Below are 14,597 nucleotides of genomic sequence, written 5' to 3' on the forward strand. Positions count from 1 at the left end.
CGGGACGCCCATCGACGGATGTTGGGGCAGATGCTAGCCATACATCGATGCCCATAAAAGAGATAACGACCAATCAATACAGCTCGCGGTATGGATGTCGCGGGTGCCGGCCGATCGACCGCCGTCGGGGGGCAGGATGGCCACGTGGAACGACACGACATGCTGCTCTCCCCCGCCGGCGTCGAGGCGCTGCGCACCGCGCTGAGTCGGGCGGGCTTCACCTCGAACGGGATCGCCGGCCGGCTCGGCGCGCAGGCCACCGGCGGGGTCGCCCGCAACGACTTCCGCGCCGCCCTGCGCGCCACCGAGGACCGCGACCCGCTCGCCACGCTGATCCGGGTCTTCATCTGCGACCAGACCGAGCCCGAGGCGGCGGTCGCCGCCGCGCTCGCCCCGCTGGACCTCGCCGAGGCGCTCGCCGGCGGACTGGTCGAACGGCACGGCGACGGCCTGCGCGCCGGCGTCGACCTGGAGCCGTACGGGGACGACTGGTGGGTCCTCGCCGACGTACCGGCCAGCGCCCGCCCCGGCCGGCCGCTGCACAGCGAACACGTGCTCGGCATCGGCGGCGCCACCCAGACCCTGATCGGCGCCACCGTCCGCCGGCCGGTGCGGACCGCGCTGGACCTGGGCACCGGCTCCGGCGTCCAGGCGCTGCACCTGGCCACCCACGCTGACCGGGTCACCGCCACCGACGTCTCCGAGCGGGCGCTGCGCTTCGCCGCCACCACTGCCGCGCTCAACGGCCAGGACTGGGAGCTGCTCCGTGGCGACCTGGTCGCCCCGGTCGCCGGACGCCGCTTCGACCTGGTGGTGAGCAATCCGCCGTTCGTGGTCGGCCCGGGCACCACCACCCACGTCTACCGCGACTCCGGGCGGGTCGGCGACGCGATCGGCGCCGAGCTGGCCGCCGCCGCGCCGGGCCTGCTCACCGAGGGCGGCACCATGCAGTACCTGGCGAACTGGGTGCACGTGGCCGGCGAGGAGTGGCACGAGCGGGTGGCCGGCTGGTTCGCGGGTACCGGCCTGGACGCCTGGGTGATCCAGCGCGAGGTGGCCGACCCGATGGCGTACGTCAACCTCTGGCTCACCGACGTCGGCGAGGCGACCGACCCGCAGCGGATGGCGGCCTGGCTGGACTGGTTCGACGCGCACAAGGTGGAGGCGATCGGCTTCGGCATCGTCACGCTGCGCCGGTCCGGGCACGCCGACCCGGTTGTCCGGATCGAGGACCTTCGCCAGCGGGTGGAACCCCCGATGGGCGACCGGATCGCCACCTGGTTCGACCGCCAGGACTTCCTCCGGGTACGCGACACCGACGCGCTGCTCGCCGAGCGCTACCGGGCCGCCGAGGGGCTCCAGCTGCGGCAGGAGGCCACCATGGGCGACGAGGGGTGGGCGGTGGACCGGCAGGTCCTCACGATGCCGCACGGACTGCGCTGGAGCGAGGAGGTCGACCCGCTGGTACTGGCGCTGGTCGGCGGCTGCGACGGCCGGCTGGCCCTGCGCGACCAGCTCGCCCTGCTGGCCGCCGCGCACGACGTCACGCCGCAGGAGCTGGCCGAGGCGGCCGGCCCGATCGTGGCGCACCTGATCGAACGCGGCATCATCGAGCCGGTGACGGCGTGACCCGGGTCGCGCCGGCGGTGCCGGAAGGCGGCCGGAGGGGGGTCCGCTGATGCGGGCGGTGGTGCAGACGGTCGGCCGGGCGAGCGTGACGGTCGACGGCGCGGTGGTCGGCGAGATCGACGACGGCCTGCTGGTGCTGCTCGGCGTGACACACGCCGACACGCCGCAGGTGGCCCGGACGATGGCCCGCAAGATCCACGAGCTGCGCATCCTCGATGACGACCGCAGCGCCGCCGACACCGGCGCCCCGATCCTGGTGGTCAGCCAGTTCACCCTCTACGGTGACGCCCGCAAGGGCAGGCGTCCGAGCTGGACCGCCGCCGCCCCCGCGGAGGTCGCCGAACCCCTGGTGACGGCGGTGGTGGCGGAGCTCCGCGACCGCGGCGCCAAGGTCGAGACGGGCCGCTTCCGCGCCCACATGCTGGTGGAGAGCGTCAACATCGGCCCCCGCACCCTCCTCCTCGACCTCTGACCCCCTCCCGCCCCCGCCCCCGCCTCGTTGATCAAGAAGTTTGCGTCAGCCGAGCCCGCTTTTCGGACGCAAACTTCTTGATCACCGTCGAGGGGCGGGCGGGCGGGCGCGGGGCCGGGGTGGGGTGGGGTGGGGTGGGGTGGGGTGGGGTGGGGTGGGATGGGGTGGGCGGTCAGAAGAAGAGGCCGCGGCGTTGGATGGACTGGCGGAGCCAGCCGTCGAGCTGGGCGGCCCAGTCGGTGCGGTCCAGGGTGGCGTGGTCGACGGTGAAGCGGCCGAAGGCGTCGCGGCCCTCGGTGAGGATGCCGCCCCGCTTGTCGATCTCCAGCACCACCTGGGTCTGCTGCGGCTCGGTGACGAAGGTCAGCTCCAGCTGGTTGATCGCGCGGGCGTACTGCGGCGCCGGGTGGAACTCGATCTCCTGGTAGAACGGCAGGCTCTGCCGTACGCCGTAGATGTGCCCCCGCTCGACGTCGGCCCGGGCGAACCGGAAGCCCAGCCGCAGCAGCGCCTCCAGCAGCCGCTCCTGCGCCGGCAGCGGGTGCACCGCCACCGGGTCCAGGTCACCCTTGTCGACGGCGCGCGCCACCTCCAGCTCGGTACGCAGACCCATCGTCATCCCGTGCAGGTGCTGCCCGTACAGGTCGGTCAGCGGGGTCTCCCAGGGCACGTCGAAGCGGAACGGGATGTCATACCGCTGGCCGGGCTCCAGCCGGAACGAACCGGTGACCTGGCGGCGGCCGAACTCCTGCGTGGTGTCGTACTCGGAGTCGGCGCCCTCCACCTCGACCCGGGTGACCAGGCCGAGGGCCACATAGGAGACGTCCACCTGGTGGTCCCCGCCGGCCACCTGGATCCGTCCCTCCAGTTGACCGCCCGGACGGCAGTTGGGGTTGGCCAGCACGGTTTCCACCGAGGGACCACCCACACCCATCGCCTGCATGAGCCGCTTGAAGACCACCACGTCCTCCGTCGCCTGTTCCGGCCGGCCCCGGTGGCCGACCGCTGGCACGGTAACCGTCGCCGGCAAGCGGACCCGGCGACGACACCCGGCAACCGACCGGATTGCTGTCGGGTCCCCGATCGCCTCACTCCCGTTTCACGCCCCGGTTGGAAAGCTGTCTGTCACCGGCACCACTGGGGCCGGTACGCGGCACAGAAGCGGACACGGGGAGAGACTGAGATGGCCCTGCAGATGATCGAGAACCAGACGCGCCCGGCCGCCACCATCGACGCCGAGCACGGCACGGAGACCCTGACCGACCTGGACGCGACCGACGAGCGCGGCATCTCCACCGACCTCGTCCGGGCGTACCTCAACGGGATCGGCCGGACGAAGCTGCTGACCGCCGCGCAGGAGGTCGAGCTGGCGAAGCGGATCGAGGCGGGGCTGTTCGCCGAGGAGAAGCTCTCCGCCTGCACCCCGGTCTCCGCCGAGCTGAAGAGTGACCTGGAGCTGATCGGGGCGCAGGGCCGCGCCGCCAAGGACCACCTGCTGGAGGCCAACCTCCGGCTGGTGGTGAGCATCGCCAAGCGCTACACCGGGCGCGGGATGGCGTTCCTGGACCTGATCCAGGAGGGCAACCTCGGCCTGATCCGCGCGGTGGAGAAGTTCGACTACGCCAAGGGCTACAAGTTCTCCACGTACGCCACCTGGTGGATCCGGCAGGCGATCACCCGGGCGATGGCCGACCAGGCCCGCACCATCCGCATCCCGGTGCACATGGTCGAGCAGGTCAACCGGATGGTCCGGGTCCGCCGCGAGCTGTCGGTCTCGCTGGGCCGGGAGCCCACCGTGGCCGAGGTGGCCGTCGCCCTGGAGATCCCCGAGTACCAGGTGATCGAGCTGATCTCGTACGACCGGGAGCCGGTCAGCCTGGACCAGGCCGTCGGCGAGGACGGCGAGAGCGCGCTGGGTGACTTCGTCGCCGCGGTGGACCCGCGGCAGGAGCCGGGTGACGCGGCCGCCAACGGTGAGCTGCGCAACGAGGTGAGCATCGTGCTGGCCACCCTCTCCCAGCGGGAGCAGGCGGTGATCCGGCTGCGGTTCGGCCTGGACGACGGCCGGCAGCGCACCCTGGACGAGGTGGGCAAGGAGTTCGGCCTGTCCCGGGAGCGGATCCGGCAGATCGAGAAGGTGACGCTGCTCAAACTGCGCGCGCCGGAGCGGGCGCAGCGGCTGGAGGCGTACGCCTGCTGACCCACCTTCGATCGGCAGGCCCCGGCGGTTCGCCGGGGCCTGCGGCGTGTGGCGCTTGGGGGATGTCGTACCGGTCGGGCAGCCTCGGCGTATGAACTGGACGCTGGAAGTGGTGGTGGTGCCGGTCAGCGACATCGACCGGGCCAAGGAGTTCTACGCCGACCGGCTCGGCTTCGTCGTCGACCACGACACCCGTATCGGCGACGACGTACGCATCGTGCAGCTCACTCCCCCGGGTTCCGGCTGCTCGATCGTGATCGGCCGCGGCGCGGTGCCCGACATGCCGCCGGGCTCGCTCAAGGGCCTCCAACTGGTGGTGCCCGACGTAGAGAAGGCGCGCGCGGAGCTGGTCGCACGGGGCGTGGAGGTCAGCGAGATCCAGGTGCTGGGCCAGAATCCCCGGCCGGTACCGCAGCCGCTGGACAACGTGGGCTTCGTCTTCTTCACCGACCCGGACGGCAACGCCTGGGGCGTGCAGCAGATCTCCAGCCGCGGCTGAGCCGCCACTCAGAGGCGCCGGGGGCCGGTGTCCGGGCGGGCGCCCGCCGAGCCGATCCGGACGCTGGCGTGCAGCACCGAGATGCCGTCCGGCCGGGCCAGCACCGGGTTCAACGTCAGCGACCGGACCCGGGGCTGCTCGTCGGCGAGCCGGCCGACCCGCAGCAGCAGGTCGGCCAGGGCCGCCCGGTCCACCGGCGCCGCGCCCCGGTGCCCGCGCAGCAGCGGCGCGGCCCGCGGCTCGTCGACCAGCTCGGCGGCGTCCCGGTCGGTCAGCGGCACCGCGCGCCAGGCCCGGTCGCCGAGCAGTTCGGTGGCGACGCCGCCCAGACCGAAGCCGACCACCGGCCCGAACGCCGGGTCCTCCATCAGCTCCACCACACAGGCCACGCCGGGCGGGACCATCGGCTGGACCAGCACGTCCGGGCCGAAGACCGGGGCCATCTCGGCGTACGCGCGGCGCAGCGCGACCGGGTCGGCCAGGTCGAGGCGTACCGCGCCGAGGTCGAGCCGGTGCCGCAGGCCGGCGGCGGCGGCCTTGAGCGCCACCGGCCAGCCGAGCCGGTCGGCGGCGGCCACCGCCTCGTCGGCGGTGGCGGCGGGCGCGGAGCCGACCACGTCGATCCCGTACGCGGCGAGCAGCCCGGCCGGGTCGGTGGCGTCGGCGCGCAGCGCGGCCTGCCCGGCGACGGGGTCCACCCGGGGTAGGTCGGGCAGCGTGCCCGGGTCCCGGCGCAGCCAGGCCGCGTACGTGGTGACCCGGGCCAGGGCCCGCACCGCCTCCTCCACGCTCGGGTACGCCGGCACGCCGGCCGGCACCCGCCCGGCCAGGAAGGTCGCCACGGTGGGCTTGCCGGCGGCGAGCGCGGTCGGCAGGGCGGCGGTGAAGTCCGCCTCCTCCATGGTGACCTGACCGGGCAGCGGCGGGGCGAAGACGGCGACCAGCGCGTCCACCCCCGGGTCCGCGGTCGCCTCGGCCAGCGCCGTGCTGAACTCGGCGGTGCCCGCGTGCGGGCCGACGTCGCGCGGATACCCGTCGGCGACGGTGAGCCCCTGGGCGGCGCAGGCGGTGGCGGCGAGCCCGGTCAACGCCGAGGAGTTGCCGACCACGCCGACCCGGTGCCCGGCGGGCAGCGGCTGGCGGGCCAGCAGCAGACCGACGTCGAGCAGCTCGGCGACGGTGTCCACCCGGATCACCCCGGACTGGGCGAAGAGCGCGCTCACCGCGGCGGCGTCCAGCGCCGGCCGGGCGCCAAGACCGGCCGGGCGGGCCAGCGAGGCGAGCGCGACCACCGGCTTGTCCCGGCCGATCCGCCGGGCCAGCCGGGCGAACTTGCGCGGGTTCCCGAAGGTCTCCAGGTAGAGCAGGATCACATCGGTACCCGGGTCGTCCTGCCAGTACTGGAGCAGGTCGTTGCCGGAGACGTCGGCCCGGTTGCCGGCCGAGACGAAGCTGGACAGGCCGAGGCCGCGCCGCTGCGCCTCGGCGAGCAGCGCCACGCCGAACACACCGGACTGGCTGAACAGGCCGACCCGGCCGGGAGCCGGCAGGACGGGGGCGAGGGTGGCGTTGAGGCGTACCTTCTCGTCGGTGTTGGCCACGCCCAGGCAGTTCGGCCCGACCACCCGCATGCCGGCGGCGTGCGCGGCGCGGACCAGCGCGCGCTGCGCCGCCGCGCCCTCCTTCCCGGCCTCGGCGAAGCCGGCGGAGATGACCACCAGGCCGTGCGCGCCGGCGGCGGCGGCGTCCGCGACCACCAGGGGCGCCGCGTCGGGGGCCACGGCCACGACCGCCAGGTCGATGTCGAGACCGGCGTCGGCCGCCGACGGGTACGCGGGCAGCCCGGCCACGGTGGCCGCGCTGGGGTGCACCGGCACGATCGCGCCGGGGTAGCCACCGTCGCGCAGGTGCCCGAGCACGGCCGCGCCGACGCCCTGCCCGGTGGCGCTGGCGCCGTAGACGGCGATGCCGCGCGGGGCGAGCAGCCGGGCGATCGAGCGGGCCTCGGTGCGGTGCTCCCGGCCGCGCTGCACCTCCAGCGTCGACTCGGTGGGGGCGATCGGGAAGCTCAGGTGCACCACGCCGTCGGCGAACTGGCGCTGCACCTGGTAGCCGAAGTCGGAGAAGACCCGCAGCATCGCGCCGTTGGCCGGGAGCACCTCGGCGACGAAGTGCACGATGCCGGCCCGCCGGGCCGCGTCAGCGAGGTGCTCCAGCAGCACCGAGCCGATCCCCCGCCCCTGGTAGGCGTCCTCGACCACGAACGCCACCTCGGCCTCCGGGACTTCCGGGCCGAGCCGCTCGTACCGGCCGACGGCGACGATCCGGTCCCCGGCGAGCACCACGAAGGCCTCCCGGTCGCGGTGGTCGACGTTGACGAAGCGGTGCAGGTCGCGGTCGGGGATGCGCGGGTACGGGGAGAAGTAGCGCAGGTAGCGGGTGCGCTCGGAGAAGCGCGAGTGCATCGCCACGATCTCCGGCCCGTCCTCGGGCCGGATCGGGCGCAGCTGGCCGGTGCTGCCGTCGCTGAGCAGCACGTCCACCGGTTGGTCGACAGTGGTCACCGGTCGGTCCCCTCCCCAGGCCACCGGCTCAGTCGCGCGGGTCGTGCGGATCGAGCCCGAGCAGCGGGAAGACCGCCTTGCGGGTGGCGGCGATCGCCCGGTCCACGGAGGTCGGCTCGCCGGTCGGCTGCCACGGCTCGTACCCCGGGTCGGCGTCGTCGGTCATCCGCAGCGGGATCTCCCGGCCGGGCAGCCGCTTGGCGACCAGCTCCCGCCAGGCCGGCGGGGTCAGGGTGGCCGGCGCGATCGGGTCGCCGCTGGCGATCGCCAGCAGGTGGGTCCACGCCCGGGGCACCACCTCGGCCAGCGCGTACCCGCCGCCGCCGGTGGCGACCCAGCGACCCTCGCAGAGCTCGTCGGCGAGCGCCCGCAGGGCCAGGTAGGTGGCGCGCTGCCCGTCGACGGTGAGGTGCAGGTCGGCCAGCGGGTCCATCCGGTGCCCGTCCGCGCCGCACTGGGTCACCAGGATCTGCGGCCGGAACGCGCGCAGCACCGACGGCACGATCGCGTGGAAGGCGCGCTGCCAGCCGGCGTCGTCGACGCCGGGCGGCAGCGGCACGTTGACCGCGCTGCCCTCCGCGCCCGGGCCGCCGGTCTCGTCGGGGAAACCGGTGCCGGGGAAGAGCGCCAGCGGGGTCTCGTGCAGGCTGACCGTGAGCACCCGCGGGTCCCGGTAGAACATCTCCTGCACGCCGTCGCCGTGGTGCACGTCCACGTCCACGTACGCGACCCGCTCGGCGCCCAGGTCGAGCAGGCGGGCGATGGCCACCGCCGGGTCGTTGTAGACGCAGAAGCCGGCGGCCCGGTCCGGCATGGCGTGGTGCAGCCCACCGGCCACGTTCACCGCGCGGCGGGCCTCGCCCCGCCAGACCGCCTCGGCGGCGGTGGCGCTGGCCCCGGCGATCAGCGCGCTGGACTCGTGCATCCCCTGGAAGACGGGATTGTCGGAGGTGCCCAGCCCGTAGCCGGCGAAGAGCGGGTCGCGCGGCGCGGCCCGGACGGCGTCCAGGTAGTCCGGCTGGTGCACCCGGGTGAGCAGCGCGTCGTCGGCCGGCGTCGGCCGGACCAGGCGGACCCCGGGCCGGTCGAGGACACGCAGCTCCCGGGCCAGCGCCATGGTCAGCTCGACCCGCACCGGGTCGAGCGGGTGCTCCCCCATGTCGTAGGCGAGCAGGGCCTCGTCCCACACCACCACCGTGTCGTCCGACATGAGGTCATCGTCGCACGAGCGCCGCCGGCCGCCCACCGCACGCGCTGCTCAGCGGCGTGGTACCTCCCCGGTGGCCACCGGCCGGTCCGGGTCGGCCACCCAGTTGCTCCACGAACCGACGTAGAGCGCGGCGTCCGGCCGCCCCGCCAGGTGCAGGGCGAGCACCGCCTGCGCGGCGGTCACCCCCGATCCGCAGTACGCCCCGACCGGTGTGCCCTCGGTCACCCCGGCGGCGGCGAACCGCTCGCGCAGCGCCTCGGCGGCCGGGAAGCGGCCGTCGGTGACGTACTCGGGGGCGGGCAGGTTCACCGCGCCCGGCACGTGCCCGGCGACGGGGTCGATCGGCTCGGTCTCGCCCCGGTAGCGGGGCGCGGCCCGGACGTCGAGGAGGACGCCTTCGTCGGCGGCGGCGAGCGCCGCCGCGGCGCCGGTGTCCAGCACCGGCAGGGCGCCGGGGCGGACGGTCACGTCACCCGGGGACGGGGCGGGCACCCCGGTGGAGGTGGGCAGGCCGGCGGCGAGCCAGGCCGGCCACCCACCGTGCAGCAGCCGTACCGGTCGGTGACCGGCCCAGCGCAGGGTCCACCAGGCGCGGGCGGCGGCCATGCCGTCGCCGCCGTCGTACACGACGACGGGGTGACCGGCGCGGACGCCGGCGGCCCGCAGCACGGCCTGCAGGGCGGCCGGGTCGGGCAGCGGGTGCCGGCCGGCGGCGCCGGGCGGGCCGCAGAGCGCGGTGTCCAGGTCGACGAAGACCGCGCCGGGCAGGTGACCTGCGGCGTAGTCCTCGCGGCCGGGCGGACCGGTCAGCCGCCAGCGCACGTCGAGCAGGGTGGGCGGGTCGGGCTCGGCGAGCGCGGCGGCGAGCTGCTCGACCTCGATCAGCGGCTCCTGAGTTCCGGACATGGCGACCAGTCAACACCATCCGGGCAGCGACCTGGCGGTTCGGCACCGGCCGTTGTCGGGGCTGCGGGGTAGCATCGTGCACCGGAGGGCTGACGTGAAACACGATTTGGTCGACACGACCGAGATGTACCTTCGCACCATCCTCGAGCTCGAAGAGGAGGGTGTGCCGCCGCTGCGCGCGCGGATCGCCGAGCGGCTGCGCCAGAGCGGGCCCACCGTCAGCCAGACCGTCGCCCGGATGGAGCGCGACGGGCTGCTCACCGTCGAGGGCGACCGGCACCTGACGCTGACCCCGCAGGGTCGCAACAGCGCCGTCTCCGTGATGCGCAAGCACCGCCTCGCCGAGCTGCTGCTGGTCAACGTCATCGGGATGCCCTACGAGGAGGCCCACGAGGAGGCCTGCCGGTGGGAGCACGTGATGAGCGACGCCGTCGAGAAGCGGGTCTACGACCTGCTCAACCGACCCACCCGCTCGCCGTACGGCAACCCGATCCCGGGGCTGGAGGAGCTGGGCTCGCCGGAGCCCGAGGCCGACACGGCCGAGGGTGAGCGCAACCTGGCCTTCCCCGGCCTCTCCGGGACGGTCGTGGTCCGGCGGATCTGCGAGAGCGTGCAGACCGACGCCGACGTGCTGCGCCAGCTGCACGCCGCCGGGGTCGACCCGGGCGCCACGGTCACCGTCGCGCAGGAGCGGGACGGGGTGTTCATCGACCGCTCGGGCGAGCGGATCCGGCTGCCCCGCGAGGTCGCCTCGCGGGTCTTCGTCGCCGCCCACTGACGGCTCGGGCCGCCTGCTCGCCGGGGCCATCGCCTCGGTCCGCGCGGGCGGCCCACTTCCGTCGGCACGCCCCGGCTGCGAGCCTCACATGGCCCGGGTGTTGATTTTCTTCGCCAGGCCGACCAGCTTGCCGGACAGCTGATCGGCCTCGGCCTTCGGTGCGCCACGGTCACACGTCCAGTGCAGGGTGGCCAGCCGGTCCTCGGTGGCCAGCCAGCCGACCTCGGCGACCGGACCGTGCTTCGCCGTCTTGGCGACGGTACGGCGGTAGGCGACCTGACCCAGCTTCGACACCTTGGCCGCCCCGTCGGGCAGCACGTCGGCGTTGAAGGTCGGCACGTCGATCGAGGTGTCGGTGACGGTCAGGGTCAGCTCGGGCAGGGTGGCCCGCGCGGCGCGGACCACACAGGTGTGGGTGTCGCCCTTGTCGCTGGCGGCGGCCACGTCGAACCGGACGCCGAGGTGTTCCTCGATCACCGCGAAGTCCAGCAGCCGGCACGCGCCACCCGAGGAGGCGGCGGCCACCTCCACCGTCACCGGGTCCACCGCCGGCACGGCCACCGGTCGGGGCTGGGCGCCGCAGCCGGTGGTCAGCAGGACGGCTGAGGCGGTGAGCCAGATCCGCGCGTGCACGGGAACCTCCGCAGTCGTCGGCGGGGGCCCGCCGGATGTCCGTCGGACACCGTACGGGCAACCCGTGCCGACGCGAAAGTCCTTCGGCGGGCGCCCGAGGCGAATCCTTCTCGAGGGTCGCGGTCCGCGACCGCCGCGTCACTCCGGCCGCTTCAGGCCGGCGGCAGGTCGCGCATCCGGCGCAGCGGCGAGCACACCACGAACAGCGCGGCGCTCCACGTCCCCAACGCGGTCAGGACCAGCGCCGGCCGCAGCCCCCACTGGCTGCCCAGCGTCCCGCCGAAGAGCGCGCCGAGCGGCACCACCCCGAAGCAGATCCACAGGAACGAGGCGTTGACCCGGCCGAGCAGTTCCGGCGGGGTGATGCGCTGCCGGTACGACAGGATGGCGACGTTGAACAGCACCGCGTTGGCGGAGAACGCGGCGAGGCCGACCGCGTAGAGGGCCAGGCCCCAGCCGGGCCGGGCCAGCGGCACCAGCAGGTAGAGCGGCCCCGGAGCGGCCATCGCGACCCAGATCACCCGGGCCGAGCCGATCCACCGGGAGAGCCGGTCGGCCAACGCGCCGCTGACCAGTCCGCCCACCGCGCCGAGGGAGAAGACCACCCCGACCACCGCCGGGGAGGCGTGCAGCTCCCGCACCAGGTAGGTGACCTCCAGCGAACTCGTGGCCATGGCGAAGAAGTTGGACACGGTGACGCAGGCCAGGATCCGTACCAGGATCGGCTGCCGGCGGATGAAACCGAGCCCTTCGGTGAGCGCGATCCGCGCCGGCACCCGATCGCCGATGGCGGGTCGGGCGGCGGTCGACTGTCGGATCAGCAGCAGCGTCACCGCGCTGACCACGAAGGCGAACGCCGTGCCGAGGAAGGTCCGCGCCGCGCCGACGAGCCCGGTCAGCGCCCCGCCGACCATCGGCCCGACCAGTTGGGCGGCGTCCTGGCTGACGGCGAGCCGGGCGTTGCCCTCGACGAGTTGGTCCGCCGGCACCAGCCGGGGCAGGGTGCCCTTGTACGCCACGGTGAAGAGCACCGTCAGCACGCCGGAGAGCCCGACCACGACGTACAGGAAGGGCAGGGTGAGGCGACCGACCAGGGCGACCACCGGCAGTGACAGCAGCAGCGCGGCGCGGCCGAGGTCGCAGGTGACCATCAGCCGCCGCGGGTCGACCCGGTCGGCGAGCAGGCCGGCGGGGAGCGAGAAGAGCAGGTACGGCAGCCAGGCCAGGACGGCCAGCAGGGAGACCTGGAACACGGTCGCGCGCAGGGTGTCGGCGGCGAGCAGCGGTACGGCCACCCCGGAGATCCGGGTGCCGACCTCGCTCACCGTCTGACCGCCCCAGAGCAGGGCGAAGTCGCGGCTGCGCCAGAGCGGCCCGGGGCGGGGCCGCACCGGCGCGGCGGCCTCCAGATGCCGGGTCACGGGTCTCTACTTTCGAACGGCAGGACGGCCGACGACGGCCGGCACCGAACCGGCGGCTCGGCCGACCCAACCTAAGGGATGTCTCGTAACCCCGGTGTCTGTCTGCTGAGGACGATCGGTCAGGATGCCTGGGTGCAGGTGATCACCGCGACCCACTCTGAGTGGATCTTCCCGTTCACGGGGCTGCAGCCCGCCCAGTTCCGCAGGCTGGTCCGCCTGGTCGCCGAGCGTGGCGGTGACGCCATCGCAGACGGCCGGCCGGGCCGGCAGTGGGCCCTCGACCTGCCGGATCGGGTGCTGCTGGTGGCCACCTATTGGCGCACGAACCTGACCATGCGGCAGATCGGCCCGCTGTTCGGTGTGTCCCACTCCGCAGCGCACCGGGTCATCGACACCCTCGGCCCGCTGCTCGCCCTCGCGCCGGTGCGCCGGCGGCCGGTCGACCAGATCGCCATCGTCGACGGCACTCTGATCCCCACCCGCGATCACCGCCTGGCCGCCAAGAGCAAGAACTACCGCTACTCGACCAACCTGCAGGTCGCCATCGACGCCAGCACCCGCCTGGTCATCGCCGTCGGCGACCCGCAGCCCGGCAACCGCAACGACACGATCGTCTACCGCACCAGCGGCATCGAGGAGAAGCTGGACGGGCGGCCCGTGATGGCCGACGGCGGCTACCGCGGCAACCCCGAGGTGATCATCCCGTACCGCAAGCCCGCCGACGGCAGCGCCCTGCCCGCCTGGAAAGAAGAGATGAACACCCACCACCGCACCGTCCGCGCCGGAGTCGAACACGCCCTGGCCAGGATGAAGTGCTTCAAGATCCTGCGCGACTACCGCCGCGCCGCCCACACATTGACCGACGCCGCTTCCGGCATCGCCAACCTCCACAACATCATCCTGGCCGGCTGACCGCCGGGCCGGCGCTGGACAACGCCTTCACCCAGTTACGAGACGTCCCTTAGGCGGCACCACCGGTCCGGGCACCCGAATAACGCCAGGCCGGCGGTCAGTCGTCGACGTACGGGCAGTGCCGGCAGCCGCGCCCGCAGCAGGTGCCCCGCCGGGCCAGGAAGCCGGCGCTGAGCACGAAGAGCCCGCTGGCCGGGTCGAGGTAGCCGGCCTCACCGGCGGCGAGCGCGGCGGCGTGAGCCGCGAGTGTCCGCTCCCGGTCGGGGTGCTCCGGCGGCAGCCGGGACGGGTGCGGCTCGGTCAACGGTCGGTCCGCCAACGGTCGCCGCTCTGCACCCACCGGCGCAGTCTACGAAGCCGCCCGCCGTTTCCCGCCACCCGTCGGGGTCACCGCCGTCACACGCCCGGTGGGCCGGTCTCGGCGCGTACCCGGTGGAGCAGGTCGACGAACGGGCCGGGCGGCTGGACCGGTGACGATCAGGATCACCACTGGCCCGTCGTGGTGACCCGCCGCGCACCCTGCGGCGCCCGCGTCCGGAGGGGGTGGACTCGGGACATACCCGCCGACCTGACCGGTCGTGTCGTAGGGCTGCGGAATGCTGGACGTCGAGGGGGGTTCGACTGTGGAAGGACGGCAGATGCGGAAGATCGTCGTACACATGAGCGTGTCGCTGGACGGGTTCTTCGAGGGCCCCGGTGGCGACCTCGGTTGGCACCTGGTCGACGACGAGCTGCACCGGCACTTCAACGCGGAGCTGCGCACCATGGGCGGGTTCCTCAACGGGCGCCGCTCCTACGAGCTGATGGCCGAGTTCTGGCCGACCGCCGACCGCGACCCGGCCAGCACCGCCCCGATGGTGGAGTTCGCCGGCATCTGGCGGGACATGCCGAAGATCGTCTACTCCCGGACGCTGGACGCGGTCGACTGGAACGCCACCGTGGTCCGGGAGGTCGCACCCGAGGAGGTCCGGCGGCTCAAGGCCGAGCCGGGCGGCGACCTGGTCCTCGGCGGGGCGGACCTGCTAGCCACCTTCCTGCGGCACGACCTGGTCGACGAGTACCGGCTCTACGTCCACCCGGTCGTGCTCGGCGAGGGCCGCCAGCTCTTCCCCGCGTCGGGCGATCGGCAGCCGCTGCGCCTGACCGGGACCCGCACCTTCGGCAACGGCGTCGTCCTGCTGCGGCACGAGCGCGCCCGGGACTGACGAGGACCAGGGCCCGGTGAGCACACGCCCACCGGCGGGAGGCGTGACCGCGGGCGCTAAGGGCGTTGGCTTTCCGGTCGGCCCGGCCTATGGTTGCCGGATGCGTCTGTCCGGGCAGCAGGAGAGGACCGCCGTCAGCACGACGGCGGCGCCCGCTGCTGTCCGCCG

General features: G+C 74.0%; 14 protein-coding genes. 7 read left to right on the top strand and 7 right to left on the bottom strand.

Going from position 1 to position 14,597, the window contains the following annotated elements; all coding sequences use genetic code 11:
* Positions 1–144: 144 nt before the first annotated feature.
* Together GA0074696_RS25005 and dtd are read left to right on the top strand one after the other, a co-directional pair.
* Positions 145–1,629: a DUF7782 domain-containing protein gene (locus tag GA0074696_RS25005; protein WP_172894427.1), complete on the top strand. Its 1,485-nt coding sequence runs from the start codon at positions 145–147 to the stop codon at positions 1,627–1,629.
* Positions 1,630–1,678: 49 nt separating this feature from the next.
* On the top strand, positions 1,679–2,101 hold the full coding sequence (gene dtd, locus GA0074696_RS25010) for a D-aminoacyl-tRNA deacylase (protein ID WP_088963342.1): 423 nt from the start codon (positions 1,679–1,681) through the stop codon (positions 2,099–2,101).
* Positions 2,102–2,273: 172 nt separating this feature from the next.
* On the opposite strand, the gene GA0074696_RS25015 is transcribed toward dtd, so the two are convergent.
* Positions 2,274–3,062, bottom strand: coding sequence for a sporulation protein (locus GA0074696_RS25015; protein WP_088964799.1), 789 nt, complete (start codon positions 3,060–3,062; stop codon positions 2,274–2,276).
* A 222-nt stretch (positions 3,063–3,284) separates the two neighbouring features.
* Between GA0074696_RS25015 and sigB the strand changes: the two genes are divergently transcribed.
* Both sigB and GA0074696_RS25025 read left to right on the top strand, forming a co-directional pair.
* Entirely contained in the window at positions 3,285–4,301 is a 1,017-nt protein-coding gene (sigB, locus tag GA0074696_RS25020) for an RNA polymerase sigma factor SigB (protein WP_407940510.1), read from the top strand.
* A gap of 91 nt (positions 4,302–4,392) precedes the next feature.
* A complete protein-coding gene (locus GA0074696_RS25025) occupies positions 4,393–4,800 on the top strand; it encodes a VOC family protein (protein ID WP_088963343.1) in 408 nt (135 codons plus the stop codon).
* Positions 4,801–4,808: 8 nt separating this feature from the next.
* Here GA0074696_RS25025 and GA0074696_RS25030 read toward each other — a convergent pair whose 3' ends face one another.
* Genes GA0074696_RS25030 through GA0074696_RS25040 form a run of 3 tightly spaced genes read right to left on the bottom strand, consistent with a single transcriptional unit; the run spans position 4,809 to position 9,480 of the window.
* Entirely contained in the window at positions 4,809–7,364 is a 2,556-nt protein-coding gene (locus GA0074696_RS25030) for a bifunctional acetate--CoA ligase family protein/GNAT family N-acetyltransferase (protein ID WP_088963344.1), read from the bottom strand.
* Between the two features lie 28 nt (positions 7,365–7,392).
* Positions 7,393–8,574, bottom strand: coding sequence for an acetoin utilization protein AcuC (locus GA0074696_RS25035; protein WP_088963345.1), 1,182 nt, complete (start codon positions 8,572–8,574; stop codon positions 7,393–7,395).
* Positions 8,575–8,622: 48 nt separating this feature from the next.
* Positions 8,623–9,480 carry a sulfurtransferase gene (locus tag GA0074696_RS25040; RefSeq protein ID WP_088963346.1) on the bottom strand — a complete coding sequence of 286 codons (858 nt, stop codon included), beginning with the start codon at positions 9,478–9,480 and terminating at the stop codon, positions 8,623–8,625.
* A gap of 94 nt (positions 9,481–9,574) precedes the next feature.
* Between GA0074696_RS25040 and GA0074696_RS25045 the strand changes: the two genes are divergently transcribed.
* Complete coding sequence (locus GA0074696_RS25045; protein WP_088963347.1) at positions 9,575–10,258, top strand: metal-dependent transcriptional regulator; 684 nt, start codon at positions 9,575–9,577, stop codon at positions 10,256–10,258.
* Positions 10,259–10,342: 84 nt separating this feature from the next.
* Here GA0074696_RS25045 and GA0074696_RS25050 read toward each other — a convergent pair whose 3' ends face one another.
* Together GA0074696_RS25050 and GA0074696_RS25055 are read right to left on the bottom strand one after the other, a co-directional pair.
* Positions 10,343–10,891: a hypothetical protein gene (locus GA0074696_RS25050; protein ID WP_088963348.1), complete on the bottom strand. Its 549-nt coding sequence runs from the start codon at positions 10,889–10,891 to the stop codon at positions 10,343–10,345.
* Positions 10,892–11,043: 152 nt separating this feature from the next.
* Positions 11,044–12,312, bottom strand: a complete 1,269-nt coding sequence (locus GA0074696_RS25055) for an MFS transporter (RefSeq protein WP_088963349.1) — start codon at positions 12,310–12,312, stop codon at positions 11,044–11,046.
* Between the two features lie 132 nt (positions 12,313–12,444).
* Here GA0074696_RS25055 and GA0074696_RS25060 point away from each other — a divergent pair, with 132 nt between their 5' ends.
* Positions 12,445–13,224, top strand: coding sequence for a transposase family protein (locus tag GA0074696_RS25060; RefSeq protein ID WP_088962641.1), 780 nt, complete (start codon positions 12,445–12,447; stop codon positions 13,222–13,224).
* A 97-nt stretch (positions 13,225–13,321) separates the two neighbouring features.
* On the opposite strand, the gene GA0074696_RS25065 is transcribed toward GA0074696_RS25060, so the two are convergent.
* On the bottom strand, positions 13,322–13,564 hold the full coding sequence (locus GA0074696_RS25065; protein WP_088963350.1) for a DUF5522 domain-containing protein: 243 nt from the start codon (positions 13,562–13,564) through the stop codon (positions 13,322–13,324).
* Between the two features lie 298 nt (positions 13,565–13,862).
* Here GA0074696_RS25065 and GA0074696_RS25070 point away from each other — a divergent pair, with 298 nt between their 5' ends.
* On the top strand, positions 13,863–14,429 hold the full coding sequence (locus GA0074696_RS25070) for a dihydrofolate reductase family protein (protein ID WP_088963351.1): 567 nt from the start codon (positions 13,863–13,865) through the stop codon (positions 14,427–14,429).
* The last annotated feature ends 168 nt before the right edge of the window (positions 14,430–14,597 follow it).

The organism is Micromonospora purpureochromogenes, assembly GCF_900091515.1.
Taxonomy (GTDB): domain Bacteria; phylum Actinomycetota; class Actinomycetes; order Mycobacteriales; family Micromonosporaceae; genus Micromonospora; species Micromonospora purpureochromogenes.

Coding starts and splice junctions, on each gene's coding strand:
- dtd (WP_088963342.1), top strand. CDS start 1,679: ATGCGGGCGGTGGTGCAGACGGTCGGCCGGGCGAGCGTGACGGTCGAC.
- sigB (WP_407940510.1), top strand. CDS start 3,285: ATGGCCCTGCAGATGATCGAGAACCAGACGCGCCCGGCCGCCACCATC.
- GA0074696_RS25025 (WP_088963343.1), top strand. CDS start 4,393: ATGAACTGGACGCTGGAAGTGGTGGTGGTGCCGGTCAGCGACATCGAC.
- GA0074696_RS25035 (WP_088963345.1), bottom strand. CDS start 8,574: ATGTCGGACGACACGGTGGTGGTGTGGGACGAGGCCCTGCTCGCCTAC.
- GA0074696_RS25040 (WP_088963346.1), bottom strand. CDS start 9,480: ATGTCCGGAACTCAGGAGCCGCTGATCGAGGTCGAGCAGCTCGCCGCC.
- GA0074696_RS25070 (WP_088963351.1), top strand. CDS start 13,863: ATGCGGAAGATCGTCGTACACATGAGCGTGTCGCTGGACGGGTTCTTC.